Below are 15,800 nucleotides of genomic sequence, written 5' to 3' on the forward strand. Positions count from 1 at the left end.
TCATCGTCGGGTACGGGGATGTCGTTACCACGTTCCAAATCCCGCTCAGCCTCGGGCACGTTTGAACGCCCGTGCGGCGATCCGGCGGACGCGGAGCGGCAGTGGCGGGGTTCCGTCCATGACCTGTGCGGCCCAGGTGGCGTCGATGTCGTGGCGCAGGCTGTTGCGTGGCTGCAGCCAGGAGCCCGGCTGGGCGCGACCGCCGTCGCTGGTGTACGCGCGCGTCACCTCCGCCCGCCTCAGCCTGCCGAGCACATGCCTGTCGTAGGAGCCGAACGGGATGGCCACCCTCGACACCCGTCGTCCGGTCAGTTCGCTGAGGAGCCGGTGGGCGTCGGCGATCTCCTCCTCCGCCTGACCTCCGTCCAGCCGTCGCCAGTCGCGGTGCGCCCAGCCGTGCGAGCCGACCAGCATGCCCGCCGCCACCAGCTCCCGCACGCCGTCGGCGTCCAGCCTGCCCGGCTCGCCGAGAAGCCCGGCCAGTACGAAGAACTCCGCGGTGAGGCCGCGTTCGAGCAGCCGCGGGAGGGCGATCTCCACATCTGAGGCGTTGCCGTCGTCGAAGGTGATGCGGACGTCCTGACGGCCCACCGCCGCGTCGAGGACCCGTTCGAACTGCTCGACGCCGACCCAGGTCGTGTCTTCACCCGGGTCGAGCTCGCGGCCGGTCGGACCGATCCCGTGCACCGTGAGGTTGACGACCGAATCCACCAGCGTCCTCGTTTCCGGCCCGGCGCCCGGTCACGCGAGGGGCCCGGGCGCGATATCCGGCTCTTCCGTTGTTATCGGATCCCGCCGCGTCCCGTTACAGCAGCGCGTCGCGCCGCAGGCGGTCGGCGTACCAGGCCGCGGTCAGCCCGAGGCCCTCCTCCAGCCCGGTGACGGGACGCCACCCGAGCACCTCGGCGGCGGGAGCGATGTCGGCGATCCGGGCGCTGTCCAGCCGGCGGTCTTCGAGCGCGCCGTAGCGGGGGCGCAGCGAGCTGCCGATGACCCGGCCCAGCAGCTCCACGGTGTCCCGGATGGACGTCCGTGTGCCCGTGCCGATGTCGAGGCTCAGACCGGCCGCCTCGGCGGACCTGCCCACGGCGAGGAATGCCTCGACCACGTCGTCGACATACACCCAGTCGAGTTGGCGCGTTCCACTGCTGAGGCTGGGCGCCTCGCCTCGGAGCAGCGAGAGCGTCACGTAGGGCACCAGCTTCCTGGTGTCGCGCTGACCCGGTCCGTAGACCATCCCGATGCGCAGGGTCGTCACGGGGATGTCCCAGAGGTGATGGAACATCCGGGCGTAGCCGTTGGCGGCCCACTTGGCGACCGCGTAGGGCGAGGACGGCGCCGCCTCACCCTCGCCCGGCCGGGGCTCCTCAAGCGACCCGGCGAGCACCACCCGGGTGCCCGGGGTGTCGGCGACCGCGGCCAGCAGGTTGACCACGCTGGCGAGGTTGCTCTGCAGCATCGGCCGGACGAGCCGTGGCTCCCTGGCGCCGGCGACCTCGCTGGCGAGGTGGAACACGACGGCGGGGCGGGTGGAGCGGACGAGGTCCTCGATGGCGTCCGCGTCGCCGACATCGGCGACGTGCCAGTTCGCGCCCTGGCCGGTCCTCGCGTGAGGGCGCCGGCTGACGGCGTGCACCTGGGCTCCGAGCGAGCCCAGACGCCGCACCAGATGGGCTCCGATGAACCCGGTGGCACCTGTCACCAGCACACGAGAGCCGTGCCAGCGGGCATCTTCCTGTTCCGGGGCATGCGGGTCTTCGGGCGCAGGGACGGTGAGCACGGGCGTTCTCCTCGTGTGTCTACGAGTTGTTTCGGACGCTCTAGCCGGCATACCTGGCAGATAGGCCCATGCATTTCATACCTTGTCGCACGCGGCGAGGCAGCCGATATCCGGCTCCTCCCAGGAAAAAGCAACGGGGCCGCTCACACGAGCGGCCCCGTTGTCGTCGTCTCGGCCCGTCAGCCGATGCGCCAGGTGTCCCCGGCGAGCAGGAGGTCGTCCAGGTCGCCCGGACCGCGCTCACCGACGGCCTCCTCCAGCTGCGTGGCCATCAGCTCGTCGTAGGACGGGCGCTGCACGCTCCGGAAGACGCCGATCGGGACGTGCTCGAAGGCGGGCTCGTCGAGCCGCGACAGCGCGAACGCCAGCGACGGGTCGGCGCGGTGGGCGTCGTGGACGAGGATCTCGTCCTCGCTCACCGAGGACCTCGGAACGACCTCGATGCCGCCGTCGGCCGCGCGCCGTACCGCCTTGGAGGCCGAGACGATCGGCTGGCCGTGCTCCAGGCGCAGCGTGATGTCGTCACGCTGCTCGGGGTCCTTCAACTGCTCGAAGGCGTTGTCGTTGAAGATGTTGCAGTTCTGGTAGATCTCGACCAGCGAGGTGCCCCGGTGCTCGGCGGCCTCGCGCAGCACCGACTGCAGGTGCTTGCGGTCGGAGTCGATGGTCCGGGCCACGAAGGAGGCCTCGGCGCCGATCGCCAGCGAGATCGGGTTGAACGGCTTGTCCAGCGAGCCCATCGGGGTGGACTTGGTGATCTTGCCGACCTCGGAGGTGGGGGAGTACTGGCCCTTGGTCAGACCGTAGATCCTGTTGTTGAAGAGCAGGATGTTCAGGTTGACGTTGCGGCGCAGCGCGTGGATCAGGTGGTTGCCGCCGATGGACAGCGCGTCGCCGTCACCGGTGATCACCCAGACCGACAGGTCGGGACGCGAGGCGGCCAGGCCCGTCGCGATCGCCGGGGCACGGCCGTGGATCGAGTGGAACCCGTACGTGTCCATGTAGTAGGGGAACCGGGACGAGCAGCCGATGCCCGAGACGAACACCATGTTCTCGCGCCTGAGGCCGAGCTCGGGAACGAAGGACTGGACAGCGGCCAGGATCGCGTAGTCACCGCATCCCGGGCACCAGCGGACCTCCTGGTCGGACTTGAAGTCCTTCATCCCCAGCTTGACGTCGGACTTGGGGACCAGGGACAGGCCCCTGCCGTTGGTAAGCTCACTCACTGTCGATCACGTCCTGGATCACGCCGGCCAGCTCCTCGGCCTTGAACGGAAGCCCGCGCACGCGGTTGTAGCTGATGATGTCGACCAGGAACCGGGCGCGGAGCAGCAGCGCGAGCTGGCCGAGGTTGATCTCGGGGAGCAACACCTTGTCGTAGGCCCGCAGCACGTCGCCGGTGTTGGCCGGGAGCGGGTTGAGGTGCCGCAGGTGAGCCTGGGCGACCTTGCCGCCGGACTTTCTGATCCGCCGGGCCGCCGCCGCGATCGGACCGTAGGTCGAGCCCCAGCCGAGGACCAGCACGCGGGCGTCGCCGTCGGGGTCGTCGACTTCCAGTGGCGGGATGTCCTGGGCGATCCCGTCGATCTTGGCCTGGCGGAGCCGGACCATCCGGTCGTGGTTGTTGGGGTCGTAGGAGATGTTGCCGGTGTTCTCGGCCTTCTCGATGCCGCCGATCCGGTGTTCCAGTCCCGCGGTGCCCGGAATCGCCCAGGGACGGGCCAGGGTCTCGGCGTCACGCTTGAACGGCAGGAACGTCACCCCGTCCTCGTCGTTGGGATCTGTGGCGAACGCGACGGAGATGTCGGGCAGCTCGGCCGCGCCGGGCACCTTCCACGGCTCGGAGCCGTTGGCGAGATAACCGTCGGACAGCAGCATGACCGGCGTGCGGTACTTCACCGCGAGGCGTGCCGCCTCGATGGCCGCGTCGAAGCAGTCGGACGGGGTGGACGGCGCCACGATCGGCAGCGGCGACTCGCCGTTACGGCCGAACATGGCCATGAGGAGGTCAGTCTGCTCGGTCTTCGTGGGCATGCCGGTGCTCGGGCCCGCACGCTGCACGTCGACCACGATCAGCGGAAGCTCGGTGGTCACCGCCAGGCCGACGGTCTCGGCCTTCAGCGCCACACCGGGCCCGGAGGTCGTGGTGACGCCGAGCGCCCCGCCGAAGGCGGCGCCGAGCGCCGCGCCGACGCCGGCGATCTCGTCCTCGGCCTGGAAGGTGCGGATGCCGAACCGCTTGTGCTTGGACAGCTCGTGCAGGATGTCGCTGGCCGGGGTGATCGGGTAGGAACCGAGGAACAGCGGCAGCTTCGACTGCACGGAGGCGGCGATCAGGCCGTAGGCGAGCGCCTGGTTGCCGGAGATGTTGCGGTAGACGCCCGGGGGCAGCTTGGCCGGCTTGACCTCGTAGGAGACCGAGAAGGACTCGGTGGTCTCCCCGTAGTTCCAGCCCGCCTGGAAGGCCGCGATGTTGGCCTTGGCGATGTCGGGCTTCTTGGCGAACTTGTTCTCCAGGAACTGGATCGTCGCCTCGGTCGGCCGGTGGTAGAGCCAGCTCAGCAGCCCGAGGGCGAACATGTTCTTGGACCGCTCGGCGTCCTTCTTCGACAGCGCGAAGCCTTCGAGCGCCTTGACCGTCAGCGAGGTCAGCGGCACCGGATGGACGCGCCACTCGGCGAGCGAGTCGTCCTCCAGAGGGCTGCCGTCGTAGCCCACCTTCTGCAGGTTGCGCTTGGTGAACTCGTCGGTGTTGGCGATGATGTCGGCCCCGCGCGGCAGGTCGCCGAGGTTGGCCTTCAGCGCCGCGGGGTTCATCGCGACCAGCACGTTGGGGGCGTCGCCCGGCGTGAGGATGTCGTGGTCGGCGAAGTGGAGCTGGAAGCTCGACACACCCGGCAGGGTCCCTGCGGGGGCCCGGATCTCGGCGGGGAAGTTGGGAAGGGTCGACAGGTCGTTGCCGAACTCCGCGGTGCCGGCGGTGAAGCGGTCACCGGTGAGCTGCATGCCGTCGCCGGAGTCTCCGGCGAACCGGATGATCACGCGGTCGAGTTGCTGAACCTGCTTGGTCACAGCTCGGTCCTCCTCGACGCGATAGGGCGCCGTTGCTGGTTGCGCGTTGTTGGTTCCATGCTAGATCCCCTGGAGTGACGCGTAATCTCTCGCATCGCCGGATCCTTCGGAGTGACGCGTGACTTCCACGTCTCACGTGGTGTCTTGCGCGTTCCACCCGGCGGAGGAATGTGACGTATGTCGCACATTCTCGGTGGCCGCGGAGCGGGGCCCGGGCACGCGTTACGCGTGCGGCCGGAGGCCCGGCCTACGTGGGAGTCACGATCGTGAGTGGTTGGCCCGACACAGCCCGGCAGCGAGCCGGCACAGGTCAACGTGCAGGCGGCCGAAGAGGACAGTTGGCGTCACGATGCTCAATTATATGTCTCGTCCGGGATCCGGGCCCATAACCTGCGGCTATGGGCTCATAGTCGCAGGTTATGGCATCGCCTGCTTCTCCAGCGCGCGCGTGATGCTGCCGGCGGTGCCGGTGCTGGCGTCGGACGCGGCGGAATCGTAGGTCTTGCCGGGCTGCATGCCGCGCGAGCCGTACAGTTCGGGGACGGTGACGAGGGTGTACCCCTTCGCCTGCAGGCGCCGCAGGATCTCGGGGGTCGCGTCGACGGTCGCGCCGTGAACGTCGTGCATGAGGACGATCGCCCCCGGCCGGGCACTGGAGACGATCCGGTCGGCGATCGTCCCGGGGTCGGAGGTGCGCAGGTCCTCGGCGTCCACGTTCCACCGGACCACCGACAGACCCAGCCCGCGCGCCACAGCGGCGACCTTGGCGTCGCTCGCGCCGTACGGCGGGCGCATCAGTGTCGGGACCTGCCAGATCGCCTGGGTGACGGTGCACTGGCCGCGTTTGAGCTGATCCGCGATCTTGTTGATGGGCAGGGCGGTCAGATCGCGGTGGGACCAGGTGTGGTTGGCGACCAGATGGCCTTCCTGGCGCATCCGCCGGAGCAGTTCGGGGTGGGCCATGGCGTTGGTGCCAACGGTGAAGAAGGTCGCCCTGGCGCCCTTCTGAGCGAGGATGTCCAGTAGCCGTCCGGTGTCCGGTCCTGGTCCGTCGTCGTAGGTCAGCGCGAGACACTTGGCCTTCGCGCAGTCCACACTGCCGGCCTTGGAGCTCTGCGCCGGGAGCTTGGTCGTGTCCGCCGCCTTGAGGGACTCGAGGGACTCGGTGGATCCCATCGCCGGGGGGGTCTCCGGCGTCGCCGCGGCCGCCTGCTGCGCCCGCAACCCCGTCGCCGACAGCAGCGGCCCCGCCTCGGAGGCGGGTATGGCGACCGCCACCCGGCCGAGGGACCCTCCTGTCACCTGAGAGTCGTCGAACTCCACGACGAGCTCGCCGCGCGGGTTGAAGCTGAGGGAGTCGAACGTCTTCGGATCCGTTCCGACCGCATGTGGGCTCACCCGCGATCCCCACTCGCCCAGCCTCCCCTTGACGAGCCGGGACAGCTCGGCGAGCGCGGCGCCGTTCTTGAGAAGGGCGTCGGAGTCCAGGGCGCGCCTGTTCACCCGGTCGTACCAGACGGTGGTGCGCTCCTCGGACCAGCCGGTCGGGAGGAGCTCGCCGATGCGGAGCCGGACGCCGATCACCTGGTCGGACGCGGCGGCGAGCTGCCAGTCCACGTTGAACTCGGAGTGGGGGCGTGAGGTGTCGGCGGCGGAGGCCTTGTCGAACCGGTCGAGATGGGCGGCGACCGTCCGGCGGAGCTTCTCCGTGAGGAGGGGGGCGTCGGCGACCGACGGATAGACGGCGTGCACGCGCCGGGCGCTGTGCTCGTCGCCGTCCAGTTCCTGGACGCTCAGCCCGTGGACCCGTGACGGGTCCACGTAGTTGATCATCGTGGGATCAGAGGGCAGAGGGGGTTCCGCCAAGGGGGAAGGGGTGGTCATGCCGCAGCCTGTGGCGACGGCGGTGACCAGCGCGATTCCTCCGACGAATCGCAATTTGGGCATGCTTGAAACCTTAAACGTGAAAAGTGCCTATTTGCCGGTATTTGGGGCTAATCGGGAAGAGGTTTTGGCCGTGGTGGTGCAACCGCTTCACCGGGTGACGTGAATGCCGGATACTGCTGTAGGCGAGGGAGAGAGGCCCGTCCGGCGGGGCTCTCAGGGAGGATCCATCCATGAGCGGATATTTCGGCTCCTACGGGCTGGTCCTCGCGCTGCTGGCGATCGGTGTTCTGATCGTCGCGGGGGCGCTGTCCGTCAACCGGCTGCTCCGCCCCCGTCGCCCCACTCCCGAGAAGCTGCTGACCTACGAGTGCGGCGTCGACCCGGTCGGCGGCGACTGGGCCCAGTCCCAGATCCGTTACTACGTCTTCACCTATCTCTACGTGGTGTTCGCGGTGGACGCGGTCTTCCTCTTCCCGTGGGCGACGGTCTTCTCCGCCCCCGGCTTCGGGATGACCACCCTGGTGGAGATGCTCGTCTTCCTGGGCTTCATCGCGCTCGGGATCCTCTACGCCTGGCGCAAGCGCGTGCTGACCTGGACCTGAGAGACGGGACCGCTGACCGCAGGAGGAGAATGGGAGCCATGGCGGACCTTCCGATGCCCACGGTGGGGCCGGTCTCCCGGCTGGCTCCCAAACCCATGCGCTTCATCCTCAACTGGGGGCGCCGCTACTCGTTGTGGGCGTTCAACTTCGGCCTGGCCTGCTGCGCCATCGAGTTCATCGCGACCTCGATGAGCCGGCACGACTTCATCAGGTTCGGGGTCATCCCGTTCGCCAACGGCCCCCGGCAGGCCGACCTGATGATCGTCTCAGGCACGGTGACCGACAAGATGGCTCCCGCGGTCAAGCGGCTGTACGAGCAGATGCCCGACCCGAAGTACGTGATCTCCTTCGGTGCCTGCTCCAACTCCGGCGGGCCGTACTGGGACTCCTACTGCGTCACCAAGGGCGTCGACCAGATCATCCCGGTGGACGTCTACGTCCCCGGCTGCCCGCCCCGGCCCGAAGCGCTGCTCCACGGCATCATGATGCTCCAGGAGAAGATCGCCGCCGAGAACCTGAGCGACCGGTATGTCTGACCCCATGAGGAGCCGAGCGTATGGGTGGCGGTGAGGGGCGCGGCGATGTCGCCGCCATCCAGGAGCGGTACGGCACACGCGCCCAGGTGTCGGAGTCGTTCGGCGAGGTCACGGTCGACGTCGAGAGCACCGACTGGATCGACCTGCTGGAGTCCGCCCGCTCCGGGGGATACGAGTTCTTCGACTGGCTGACCGCGGTGGACGACCCGCCGGACGGATTCTTCGTGGTCGCCCACGTGTTCGACCTCGGCTCGCGCGGGCACCTGCTGCTGCGCACCCGGGTTCCGCGCGCCGACCCCCGCCTGCCCAGTGCGGTCGGCGTGTTCCGGGGCGCCGACTGGCACGAGCGTGAGACCTTCGAGATGTTCGGGGTGATCTTCGAAGGTCACCCCAACCTGGTCCCGCTGCTGCTGCCCGACGGCTTCGAGGGCTTCCCGCTCCGCAAGGACTTCGTGCTGGCCGCCCGGGTCGCCAAGGCATGGCCGGGGGCCAAGGAGCCCGGCGAGTCCGACCACGGCTCGCCGGGTCGCCGCAAGACCCTCCCGCCCGGCGTGCCCGCCGACTGGGGGCGTGATGGCTGAGGTGCTCGACGGTTGGAGGACGTGATGGCCGGGGTGCTCGACGTCGCCGTCCGGCTCGTCGCGATCGTCGTCGTCTTCCTCGTGCTGCCGCTGGTCGCCGGGCAGGCCGAGCACAAGGTCATGGCGCACATGCAGGCGCGGCTGGGGCCGATGTACGCCGGAGGCTTCCACGGCTGGGCCCAGCTGATCGCTGACGGAGTCAAGTTCGTCCAGAAAGAGGACGTGATCCCGGCCGCCGCCGACCGCCGGGTCTTCGCCCTGGCACCCGGGGTGGCGTTGATCCCCTACCTCGTGGTGATGGCCGTCATCCCGATCGGTCCCGGACTCGTCGGGGCGGACCTGGACGCCGGGCTGTTCTTCGTCCTGGCCGTGTTGGGGATCGGCGTGCTCGGCTCGATCATGGCCGGGTGGTCCTCGGGGAACAAATATTCCGTTCTGGGCGGGATCCGCTCGGCGGCCCAGCTCATGTCCTACGAGCTTCCGCTGGTCCTGGCGGCCTCCAGCGTCGCGATGGCGGCGGGCACCCTCTCCCTGCCGGGTATCGTGGAGGCCTGGCAGTGGTGGTGGCTGCCCTGGCAGGCCATCGGCGGTGTGATCTTCTTCATGGCCGGGCTCGCCGAGCTGCGCCGCCCGCCGTTCGACATGCCGATCGCGGACTCCGAGATCATCATGGGTCCGCTGACCGAATACACCGGGATCAGGTTCGCCCTGTTCATGCTGGCCGAGTACGCCGGGATCATCGTGATATCCGCGCTCACCAGCGTGCTGTTCCTGGGGGGCTGGCACGGGCCCCTGCTGCCGGGGCCCCTGTGGATGCTCGTCAAGGTGTCCGCCCTGGTGTTCGTGGTGATCTGGGTCCGGGTGAGCTTCCCGCGGCTCCGCGAGGATCAGCTCCAGAAGCTCGCCTGGGTGGTCCTGGTGCCGCTGGCGCTGGTCCAGCTCGCGCTGACGGGAGTCGTCAAGGTCCTCGTGGGCTGACCCGGTCCCGGCCGGTGACCTCCGGACGGGGCGGGCGGCGCTCCGCCGTACCGGACGGAACAGGGGCGAAGCGTGCGCGCCCGGCACGTTCGAAGCGCGCGCCAGGCAAGGGGGAATACCCATATGTGACATCACACGCCAAGGATGGAACGCATGACCCTCGCGCTCGCCGTGAAGAACGACGACCTGGTCGTCGAGGTGCCGGAGCATCCGCCGGTACGGCTGCCGCTCGCCGGCCGGGACCGGGTGGGCACCCTGCTCGTCTTCGGCTATCCGGGCAGGGGCAGGACGAGATACGGCCTGGCGGTGCTGGACGAGTCCGGCCTGGTGATGATGGAGGCGCCCGGTTCCCGCTCGCGTCGCGAGGTGGAGGCGTTCGCGCGGGAGAACGGCCTGCAGTTCGAGCTGCGGCGGTTCGCGACGGGGGAGGAGGCCCGGATCGCGCTCGCCCGCAGGTCGCCGGGGTGGCACGTGGTGACCTGGGGCAGGCCGCCCTCGCCGTTGCCCCGGCTCCGTGTGCCGGGCGTGCGGAGCCTGTGGCCCCCCATGGGTTCGCCGAGGATCTGGTGGCGCGAGCAGCTGCTCTACGCGCTCATGTGGCTGGTGCTCGCCTACGGCGTCGCCTTCGCGGCCCTGGTGGTCCTCAACCTGACGGATCCCGGCCGTGGCGTCACCTGGGGGATGAAGCTGCTCGGGATCGCGGCCCTGGTCCTGGCCGTGGTGACCGCCGTCGGTGCCGCCGTCGTCGTCGGGACCGGCCGGCGCCGGACGCGCAGGCAGATCGCCGATGCCCGAGTGCTGCGGCGGCGGGGGGATCCGCGCTGCCGCCTGGTGGCCGTCCACAGCCGGTTGCTGCTGGAGACCGAGCGCAGGACCCGCGAGATCGACGCGTCCCGGTTGACGCTCTATTCGGTGGAGTCCGGAGTGAGCGGGCTGGTCGTCGGGGAGAAGGCCCTCCACCTGCCCGGACGCTGGGATCCTGAGGAAGTGGAGCGCTTCGCCGCACGGAACGGCCTGGAGCTCGAAATCCGGAGGCTGAGCCGCGAGGAGTATCTCGACCTGACGGCCCAGGTCCGGGACGCGGTGCCCTAGTTCACGATCCTGAGCATGACGTCGGCGGCCGTGGGCCGGTTGCCGGGCTGTTTCTGCAGGCAGGCGGCCGCCAGCGGGCGCAGTGACTGAGGCAGGGCCGACAGGTCGGGGTGATGGTTGATCACCCTGTTGAGGATGGCGGGAATGGTGTCCTCGCCGAAGGCCGCCCGGCCGGAGGCGGCGAAGATCATGGTGGCCGCCCAGCTGAACACGTCGGACTCCGGGCCGACGGTGCTCCCGGCGAGCTGCTCGGGGGACATGTAGGCGGGGTGCCCATGATGGCGCCCGATGTCGCGGTGACCTGGTCGAGGGCGCGGGCGATGCCGAAGTCGATCACGCGCGGCCCGTCGGCGCCGATGAGCACGTTGGCCGGTTTGAAATCGCGGTGCACCACGCCTGCCCGGTGGATCGCGGCCAGCGCGCCCGCCGTGGCCAGCGCCAGCCGGGTCAGCCCGTCCTCGTTGCGCGGTCCCTGGTCGCGGACCAGCTGTTCAAGGGAGGTGCCGTCCACATACTCGCTGACGACATACGCCTGGTCGTCGTTGATGTTCACATCGAGCACCCGGGCGGTGGAGAATGTCGCCACCCTGCGCGTCGCCTCCACCTCCCGCAGGAACCGCTCCCGGACCGTCGGGTCCCCGTTGATGTGCTCGTGCAGGACCTTGACCGCGACCTTCTGCCCCTGCGGGGTGAGGGCGAGGTGGACTGTTCCCTGGCCGCCTCTTCCCAGGGTGCCGATGAGCCGGTACGGCCCCAGCCAGCCCTGAGGCGTCCGTTCGGCCTGGTTGCGATGGGTCTGGGGCCGGTATGCGGAGGCGCCGGGTCTGGTCTGATGCGACGGGGGGGGAGGGGGCGCCGAGGCCGGTCGCGTACGGCATGGGGGAGGGGGCGCCGGGGCCGGGTGAGTACGGCGGCGCCGGAACCCGGAACGGGGCCGGGGCCGGGGCCTGACCTGTCGCGTGGCTCGGATACCGGCCGGGAGCCGGAACCGGAGCCGAGGTGGGGGCAGGGCCCGGCCGCGGGTGCGGCCGGAACACCGCGGCTCTGATGATCAGGGCGTGGCCCAGGCCGCCGAGCCAGCTGCCGAACAGTCCGGTCGTCGTCGTGACTTCCAGCCAGGTCGGGATCAGTTCGGAGTCCCCGTAGGTCCCCGCGCTGACGATGAACACCCCGATGCCGAACCCGTAGAGCACGGTGGCGAGGACCAGTCCGGTGCTCCGCAGCCGGTACGCGGCGTGGCCCATGATGAACGGCGTGCCGACGCCGCAGGTGAACAGGGGCACCAGTGCCCACACCACGCTCAGCCCCGTGGTGGAACGCGGGGGCGGCTGGGGGTGCCAGGCAGAGCCGTACTGAGGGCCGTACTGGTGGGACATGTCGCGAACAATACGTATTTCTGAAGCGGGGTGTGGTCCTCTTCAATATCGGTTCCGCAGCCGGGACGCGATAATCGAACACACAGTCTGTGGATAACCTCTGTGGATAACCATGGGGCCGGGATCCGCTTATGTGGGACCACCGCATTCCCGAGCGCAGTCCCATGCGTCATGATGTTGAGTTGTGGCACGGATACCAGGAGTGGGACTGGCGAGGGGACTCTCCATCACCCTTCGCCACATGCTGAGCAGATCGGTGACCCAGCAGTACCCCGAGGTCAGGCCGGATCTTCCCCCCCGGAGCCGGGGGGTGATCGCCCTGGTCGAGGAGAACTGCACGGTGTGCATGCTCTGCGCCCGCGAGTGTCCCGACTGGTGCATCTACATCGACTCCCACAAGGAGACCCTCCCCGCCCCCGAAGGGGGCCGTCCCCGTGCCCGCAACATGCTCGACCGCTTCGCGATCGACTTCTCCCTGTGCATGTACTGCGGGATCTGCATCGAGGTCTGCCCGTTCGACGCCCTGTTCTGGTCTCCGGAGTTCGAGTACGCCGAGGGAGACATCCGCAACCTCGTCCACGAGAAGGACAAGCTGGCCGCCTGGGCCCAGACCGTCCCCCCGCCTCCGGCCCACGAGCCCAACGCCGACCCCCCGAAGGAGCTGGCCGCGGTCTCCCGCCCGGCCCGCCCCCGCCCCGGCGACCCCACCCCGGGGGCATCCCGCGCCGCGCCCGGTGCCGGACACGCCGGCGTCCGGGCCATCAGGCCGCCGGGTGCCCTTCCCAAGAAGGACGACTCGTCCACAGGCGGGCCGTCCGCCGGAAAGTTGTCCACAGGTGAGGGTGGCGCGCCCCCGGCCGCGGAACGTCCCGAGCAGACTTCTCGTGCGGATCCGAGCGGAGAGCCCGAGAAGGGGATTTCCGCGGATCCGAGCGGAGAGCCTGAGGAGGAGAAGTGACCGACGTGCCGTCCTATCTGTCGCCGACCGGGCAGGAGATCGTCTTCCTGCTGCTGGGCGCGGTGGCCGTCGGGTCGGCGCTGCTGGTGGTGACCACCAAACAGCTCGTCCACGCAGCCCTGTGGCTGGTCGTCTGTTTCGGCGCGCTCGCCGGGGGCTACCTGGTCCTGACGGCCGAGTTCGTCGCCTGGGTCCAAGTCCTGATCTACGTCGGCGCGATCGTGGCCCTGCTTCTGTTCGGCATCATGCTCACCCGTGCCCCGATCGGCGCGACCGCCGACCTCGACAGCCGTAACCGGCCGGCCGCGGCGCTCGTGGCGATCGCCACCGCCGTCGTGCTGGTCACCGTGGTCATCGACGGCTTCCGCACGGCCTACACGCCGTTGGAGCCCGGCGGCGGCTCGGCGAAGGAGCTCGGCTCCAGCATCTTCCGCACCTGGGTGCTCCCGTTCGAGGCGCTCTCGGTCCTCCTGCTCGCCGCCCTGATCGGTGCCATCGTCCTGTCCCGCACCGACATCCGTGGGAGGGACTGACGTTGCACGTCGTCTATCCGGCCGTCGTCTCCGCGCTGCTGTTCTCCATCGGGGTGTACGGCGTGCTCGCCCGCCGAAACACGATCCTCGTCCTGATGTCCGTCGAGCTCATGCTCAACGCGGTCAATCTCAACCTGGTCGCGTTCGACGTATGGCTCCGTGACCGGTTGCACGGCGGCCAGGTCCTCACGCTGTTCGTCATCGTGATCGCCGCCGCCGAGGTCGGCCTCGGCCTAGCGATCGTCCTCGCCCTCTACCGCAACCGCCAGACCGTGGACCTCGACCGTCTCCGCAGCCTCGCCGAGTCCACCGGCACCGGCGGCGACCAGGCCTCGTCCCGGGACTCCTCGCTCCCCGAGCCCCCCGGCGCCGCCACCGGCCCGGCCCGATCCGCCTCCGAGACGGCCACAGGGTCGGGTGACACGCCGTGATCACCGTCGCCGCGCTCGCCATTCTGCTGCCGTTCCTCGCAGCGGTCTGCGGGCTGCTGGGATCCCGACTCCCCCGGGGCCTGCGAGGCGGGGCCGCCGACGTGGCCGCCGGCCGCCGGGCCGCCTGGATCGCGGTAGTGCCCACCGCGATCTCCACAGCACTCGCGATCTGGCTGGCCTCCACCGGCTGGACCGGCACGGGCGCGGGGCCCGGCGGGCCGTTCACCCTTCCCGGCGCCACGGGCCTGCCAGGGGGCGCCGCCGTCACCGGAACGCTCGACGTCGTCGACACGGGCTCGGTGCCGATCTCGGTCGGGCTGCTCGTCGACGGTCTCTCCACCTTGATCGCGGTGCTGGTCACCGTGGTCGCGCTGGCCGTGCAGATCTACTCGATCGGCTACCTGGGCGACGACCGGCGCTACCCGTCCTACAGCGCGTTCATCAGCCTGTTCACCAGCGCCATGCTCCTCGTCGTCTACGCGTCCGACCTTCTCGTCCTCTACGTCGGATGGGAGATCATGGGCCTGTGCTCCTACCTGCTGATCGGGCACTGGTGGGAGGACCGGGCCAACTCGCGGGCGGCGGTCAAGGCGTTCCTGGTCACCCGGCTCGGCGACGTGGGGTTCCTGTTCGGCGTCTTCGTCCTCGGCACGGCGGCCGGCAGCTTCAGGATCGCCGACGTCATCACCAAAGTGCCCGAGATGTCCTCCGGCACGATCGTCGCCGCGACCATGCTGCTGCTCGCCGGGGTCGCCGGGAAGAGCGCCCAGGTGCCGCTGCACGTCTGGCTCCCCGACGCGATGGCGGGCCCGACTCCGATCAGCGCTCTCATCCACGCGGCCACCATGGTCGCGGCCGGAATCTTCGTCGTCGCCCGCCTCTACCCCGTCTTCCTCGGTGCCGGACCCACCCTGGACGTGCTCGCGGTCCTCGCCGCGCTCGGCATGCTGGGCGCCGCCCTGGCCGCTCTGGCACAGGACGACCTGAAACGCGTCCTCGCCTACTCCACGATCAGCCAGCTCGCCTACATGGCCGGTGCCCTGGCCGCCGGATCCGAGAGCGCGGCGATCTTCCACCTGATCACCCACGGCGCTTTCAAGGCCCTGCTCTTCCTCTGCGCCGGAGCGGTGATCCACGCCGTCGGCTCCAACCTGATGAGCGCGATGGGAGGGCTCCGCAGGGAGCTCCCCGTCACCTTCGTCACCATGACGATCGGGTTCGCGGCCCTGATGGGCCTACCGCCGGCGAGCGGCTTCTTCAGCAAGGACGAGGTGCTGGTGGCCATCGAGCGCGCCCTGTCCGCCGGGCCGCTCACCGACGCGGCAGCCCTGCTGCTCTACGGCTGCGCGCTGGCCACGGTCGCGGTGACCGGCGCCTACGCCACCCGCGCATGGCTGCGGACCTTCTTCGGGGAGCGTTCCGTCGCCGTCCTCCCCGGCCCCGGGCCGGGCACGGCCCACGCGGGCGACGTCCACGAGGCGCCGGCCGTCATGCGCTGGCCGATCATCGTGCTCGCCGTTCCCGCCCTGCTCCTGGGCTTCGTGGGCGTCGCCGACGTCCACTGGGGCACGGCCGCTCTCAGCGTCGTGGTGGCGCTGCTGGGCGCCGGCGTGGTCTACGCGATGTGGCGCAGCGATCCATTGGCTGATCCGGCCCGCGCGCTCGGCCCTCTGCGCGCCCCCTGCGAGCAGGCCTTCTACGTCGATTCCCTTTATGCCGCGCTGTTCGTCCGTCCCGTGCTCCTCCTCGCCCGGGTGGTCGCCCGCACCGACGACCGCGTGGTCGACGGCGCGGTGCGCGGCTCGGGCCGGGCGACCGTGGGACTGGCAGGCGTGGTCCGCCTGGCACAGAACGGCAATGCCCAGCTCTACATCACCGGTCTGCTCGCCGGCGTCCTCCTCCTCGCGGTCGGGGCGGTGATCTTCGGGTGAGTTCCCCGCCGCCGTTCCCGGCTGTCCTCGCCGTGCTGTCATT

General features: G+C 69.8%; 16 protein-coding genes and 2 pseudogenes. 11 read left to right on the forward strand and 7 right to left on the reverse strand.

The genetic code is table 11. The features are described from left to right. Nucleotides 1-45: 45 nt before the first annotated feature. The 6 genes from FHR32_RS16705 to FHR32_RS16725 all read right to left on the reverse strand — a co-directional run bounded on the left by FHR32_RS16705 (nucleotide 46) and on the right by FHR32_RS16725 (nucleotide 6,685). Entirely contained in the window at nucleotides 46-711 is a 666-nt protein-coding gene (locus tag FHR32_RS16705) for a polysaccharide deacetylase family protein (protein WP_184755154.1), read from the reverse strand. A 94-nt stretch (nucleotides 712-805) separates the two neighbouring features. Then, nucleotides 806-1,780 carry an NAD-dependent epimerase/dehydratase family protein gene (locus FHR32_RS16710; protein ID WP_184755155.1) on the reverse strand — a complete coding sequence of 325 codons (975 nt, stop codon included), beginning with the start codon at nucleotides 1,778-1,780 and terminating at the stop codon, nucleotides 806-808. A 179-nt stretch (nucleotides 1,781-1,959) separates the two neighbouring features. Next, on the reverse strand, nucleotides 1,960-3,006 hold the full coding sequence (locus FHR32_RS16715) for a 2-oxoacid:ferredoxin oxidoreductase subunit beta (protein WP_184755156.1): 1,047 nt from the start codon (nucleotides 3,004-3,006) through the stop codon (nucleotides 1,960-1,962). After that, nucleotides 2,999-4,852: a 2-oxoacid:acceptor oxidoreductase subunit alpha gene (locus tag FHR32_RS16720; RefSeq protein WP_184755157.1), complete on the reverse strand. Its 1,854-nt coding sequence runs from the start codon at nucleotides 4,850-4,852 to the stop codon at nucleotides 2,999-3,001. The genes FHR32_RS16715 and FHR32_RS16720 overlap by 8 nt, the downstream gene beginning before the upstream one ends. Nucleotides 4,853-5,110: 258 nt before the next feature. Beyond that, nucleotides 5,111-5,200 (reverse strand): putative leader peptide, encoded by a 90-nt coding sequence (locus FHR32_RS47265; protein WP_376773329.1) that lies wholly within the window; start codon nucleotides 5,198-5,200, stop codon nucleotides 5,111-5,113. Nucleotides 5,201-5,269: 69 nt separating this feature from the next. After that, on the reverse strand, nucleotides 5,270-6,685 hold the full coding sequence (locus tag FHR32_RS16725; protein ID WP_184755158.1) for a polysaccharide deacetylase family protein: 1,416 nt from the start codon (nucleotides 6,683-6,685) through the stop codon (nucleotides 5,270-5,272). Nucleotides 6,686-6,734: 49 nt separating this feature from the next. Here FHR32_RS16725 and FHR32_RS16730 point away from each other — a divergent pair, with 49 nt between their 5' ends. The 6 genes from FHR32_RS16730 to FHR32_RS16755 all read left to right on the forward strand — a co-directional run bounded on the left by FHR32_RS16730 (nucleotide 6,735) and on the right by FHR32_RS16755 (nucleotide 10,528). Then, on the forward strand, nucleotides 6,735-6,902 hold the full coding sequence (locus tag FHR32_RS16730; protein WP_184755159.1) for a hypothetical protein: 168 nt from the start codon (nucleotides 6,735-6,737) through the stop codon (nucleotides 6,900-6,902). A gap of 67 nt (nucleotides 6,903-6,969) precedes the next feature. Then, complete coding sequence (locus tag FHR32_RS16735) at nucleotides 6,970-7,341, forward strand: NADH-quinone oxidoreductase subunit A (protein WP_184755160.1); 372 nt, start codon at nucleotides 6,970-6,972, stop codon at nucleotides 7,339-7,341. Between the two features lie 38 nt (nucleotides 7,342-7,379). Beyond that, nucleotides 7,380-7,877, forward strand: a complete 498-nt coding sequence (locus FHR32_RS16740) for an NADH-quinone oxidoreductase subunit B (RefSeq protein WP_184755161.1) — start codon at nucleotides 7,380-7,382, stop codon at nucleotides 7,875-7,877. 20 nt (nucleotides 7,878-7,897) lie between these two features. Further along, a complete protein-coding gene (locus tag FHR32_RS16745; RefSeq protein WP_184755162.1) occupies nucleotides 7,898-8,458 on the forward strand; it encodes an NADH-quinone oxidoreductase subunit C in 561 nt (186 codons plus the stop codon). A 21-nt stretch (nucleotides 8,459-8,479) separates the two neighbouring features. Beyond that, nucleotides 8,480-9,436, forward strand: a complete 957-nt coding sequence (nuoH, locus tag FHR32_RS16750) for an NADH-quinone oxidoreductase subunit NuoH (protein ID WP_376773370.1) — start codon at nucleotides 8,480-8,482, stop codon at nucleotides 9,434-9,436. A gap of 153 nt (nucleotides 9,437-9,589) precedes the next feature. After that, a complete protein-coding gene (locus FHR32_RS16755) occupies nucleotides 9,590-10,528 on the forward strand; it encodes a hypothetical protein (RefSeq protein ID WP_184755163.1) in 939 nt (312 codons plus the stop codon). Here FHR32_RS16755 and FHR32_RS44435 read toward each other — a convergent pair. Beyond that, nucleotides 10,525-11,537 (reverse strand): annotated as a pseudogene (locus FHR32_RS44435) (serine/threonine-protein kinase). The gene FHR32_RS16755 and the pseudogene FHR32_RS44435 overlap by 4 nt on opposite strands. A 203-nt stretch (nucleotides 11,538-11,740) precedes the next feature. Between FHR32_RS44435 and FHR32_RS16770 the strand changes: the two are divergent. The 5 genes and pseudogenes from FHR32_RS16770 to FHR32_RS16790 all read left to right on the forward strand — a co-directional run bounded on the left by FHR32_RS16770 (nucleotide 11,741) and on the right by FHR32_RS16790 (nucleotide 15,757). Continuing rightward, complete coding sequence (locus tag FHR32_RS16770; protein ID WP_184755165.1) at nucleotides 11,741-11,884, forward strand: hypothetical protein; 144 nt, start codon at nucleotides 11,741-11,743, stop codon at nucleotides 11,882-11,884. Between the two features lie 261 nt (nucleotides 11,885-12,145). After that, nucleotides 12,146-12,862 carry a NuoI/complex I 23 kDa subunit family protein gene (locus FHR32_RS16775; protein ID WP_184755166.1) on the forward strand — a complete coding sequence of 239 codons (717 nt, stop codon included), beginning with the start codon at nucleotides 12,146-12,148 and terminating at the stop codon, nucleotides 12,860-12,862. Beyond that, nucleotides 12,859-13,395 carry an NADH-quinone oxidoreductase subunit J family protein gene (locus FHR32_RS16780; protein ID WP_184755167.1) on the forward strand — a complete coding sequence of 179 codons (537 nt, stop codon included), beginning with the start codon at nucleotides 12,859-12,861 and terminating at the stop codon, nucleotides 13,393-13,395. Before FHR32_RS16775 ends, FHR32_RS16780 begins: the two co-directional genes overlap by 4 nt. 2 nt (nucleotides 13,396-13,397) lie before the next feature. Further along, nucleotides 13,398-13,700: pseudogene (gene nuoK, locus FHR32_RS16785) on the forward strand (NADH-quinone oxidoreductase subunit NuoK); the annotation flags it as partial. Nucleotides 13,701-13,822: 122 nt separating this feature from the next. Beyond that, nucleotides 13,823-15,757 carry an NADH-quinone oxidoreductase subunit 5 family protein gene (locus FHR32_RS16790; RefSeq protein ID WP_184755169.1) on the forward strand — a complete coding sequence of 645 codons (1,935 nt, stop codon included), beginning with the start codon at nucleotides 13,823-13,825 and terminating at the stop codon, nucleotides 15,755-15,757. Nucleotides 15,758-15,800: the final 43 nt, after the last annotated feature.

This window comes from Streptosporangium album (assembly GCF_014203795.1).
Taxonomy (GTDB): Bacteria; Actinomycetota; Actinomycetes; order Streptosporangiales; family Streptosporangiaceae; genus Streptosporangium; species Streptosporangium album.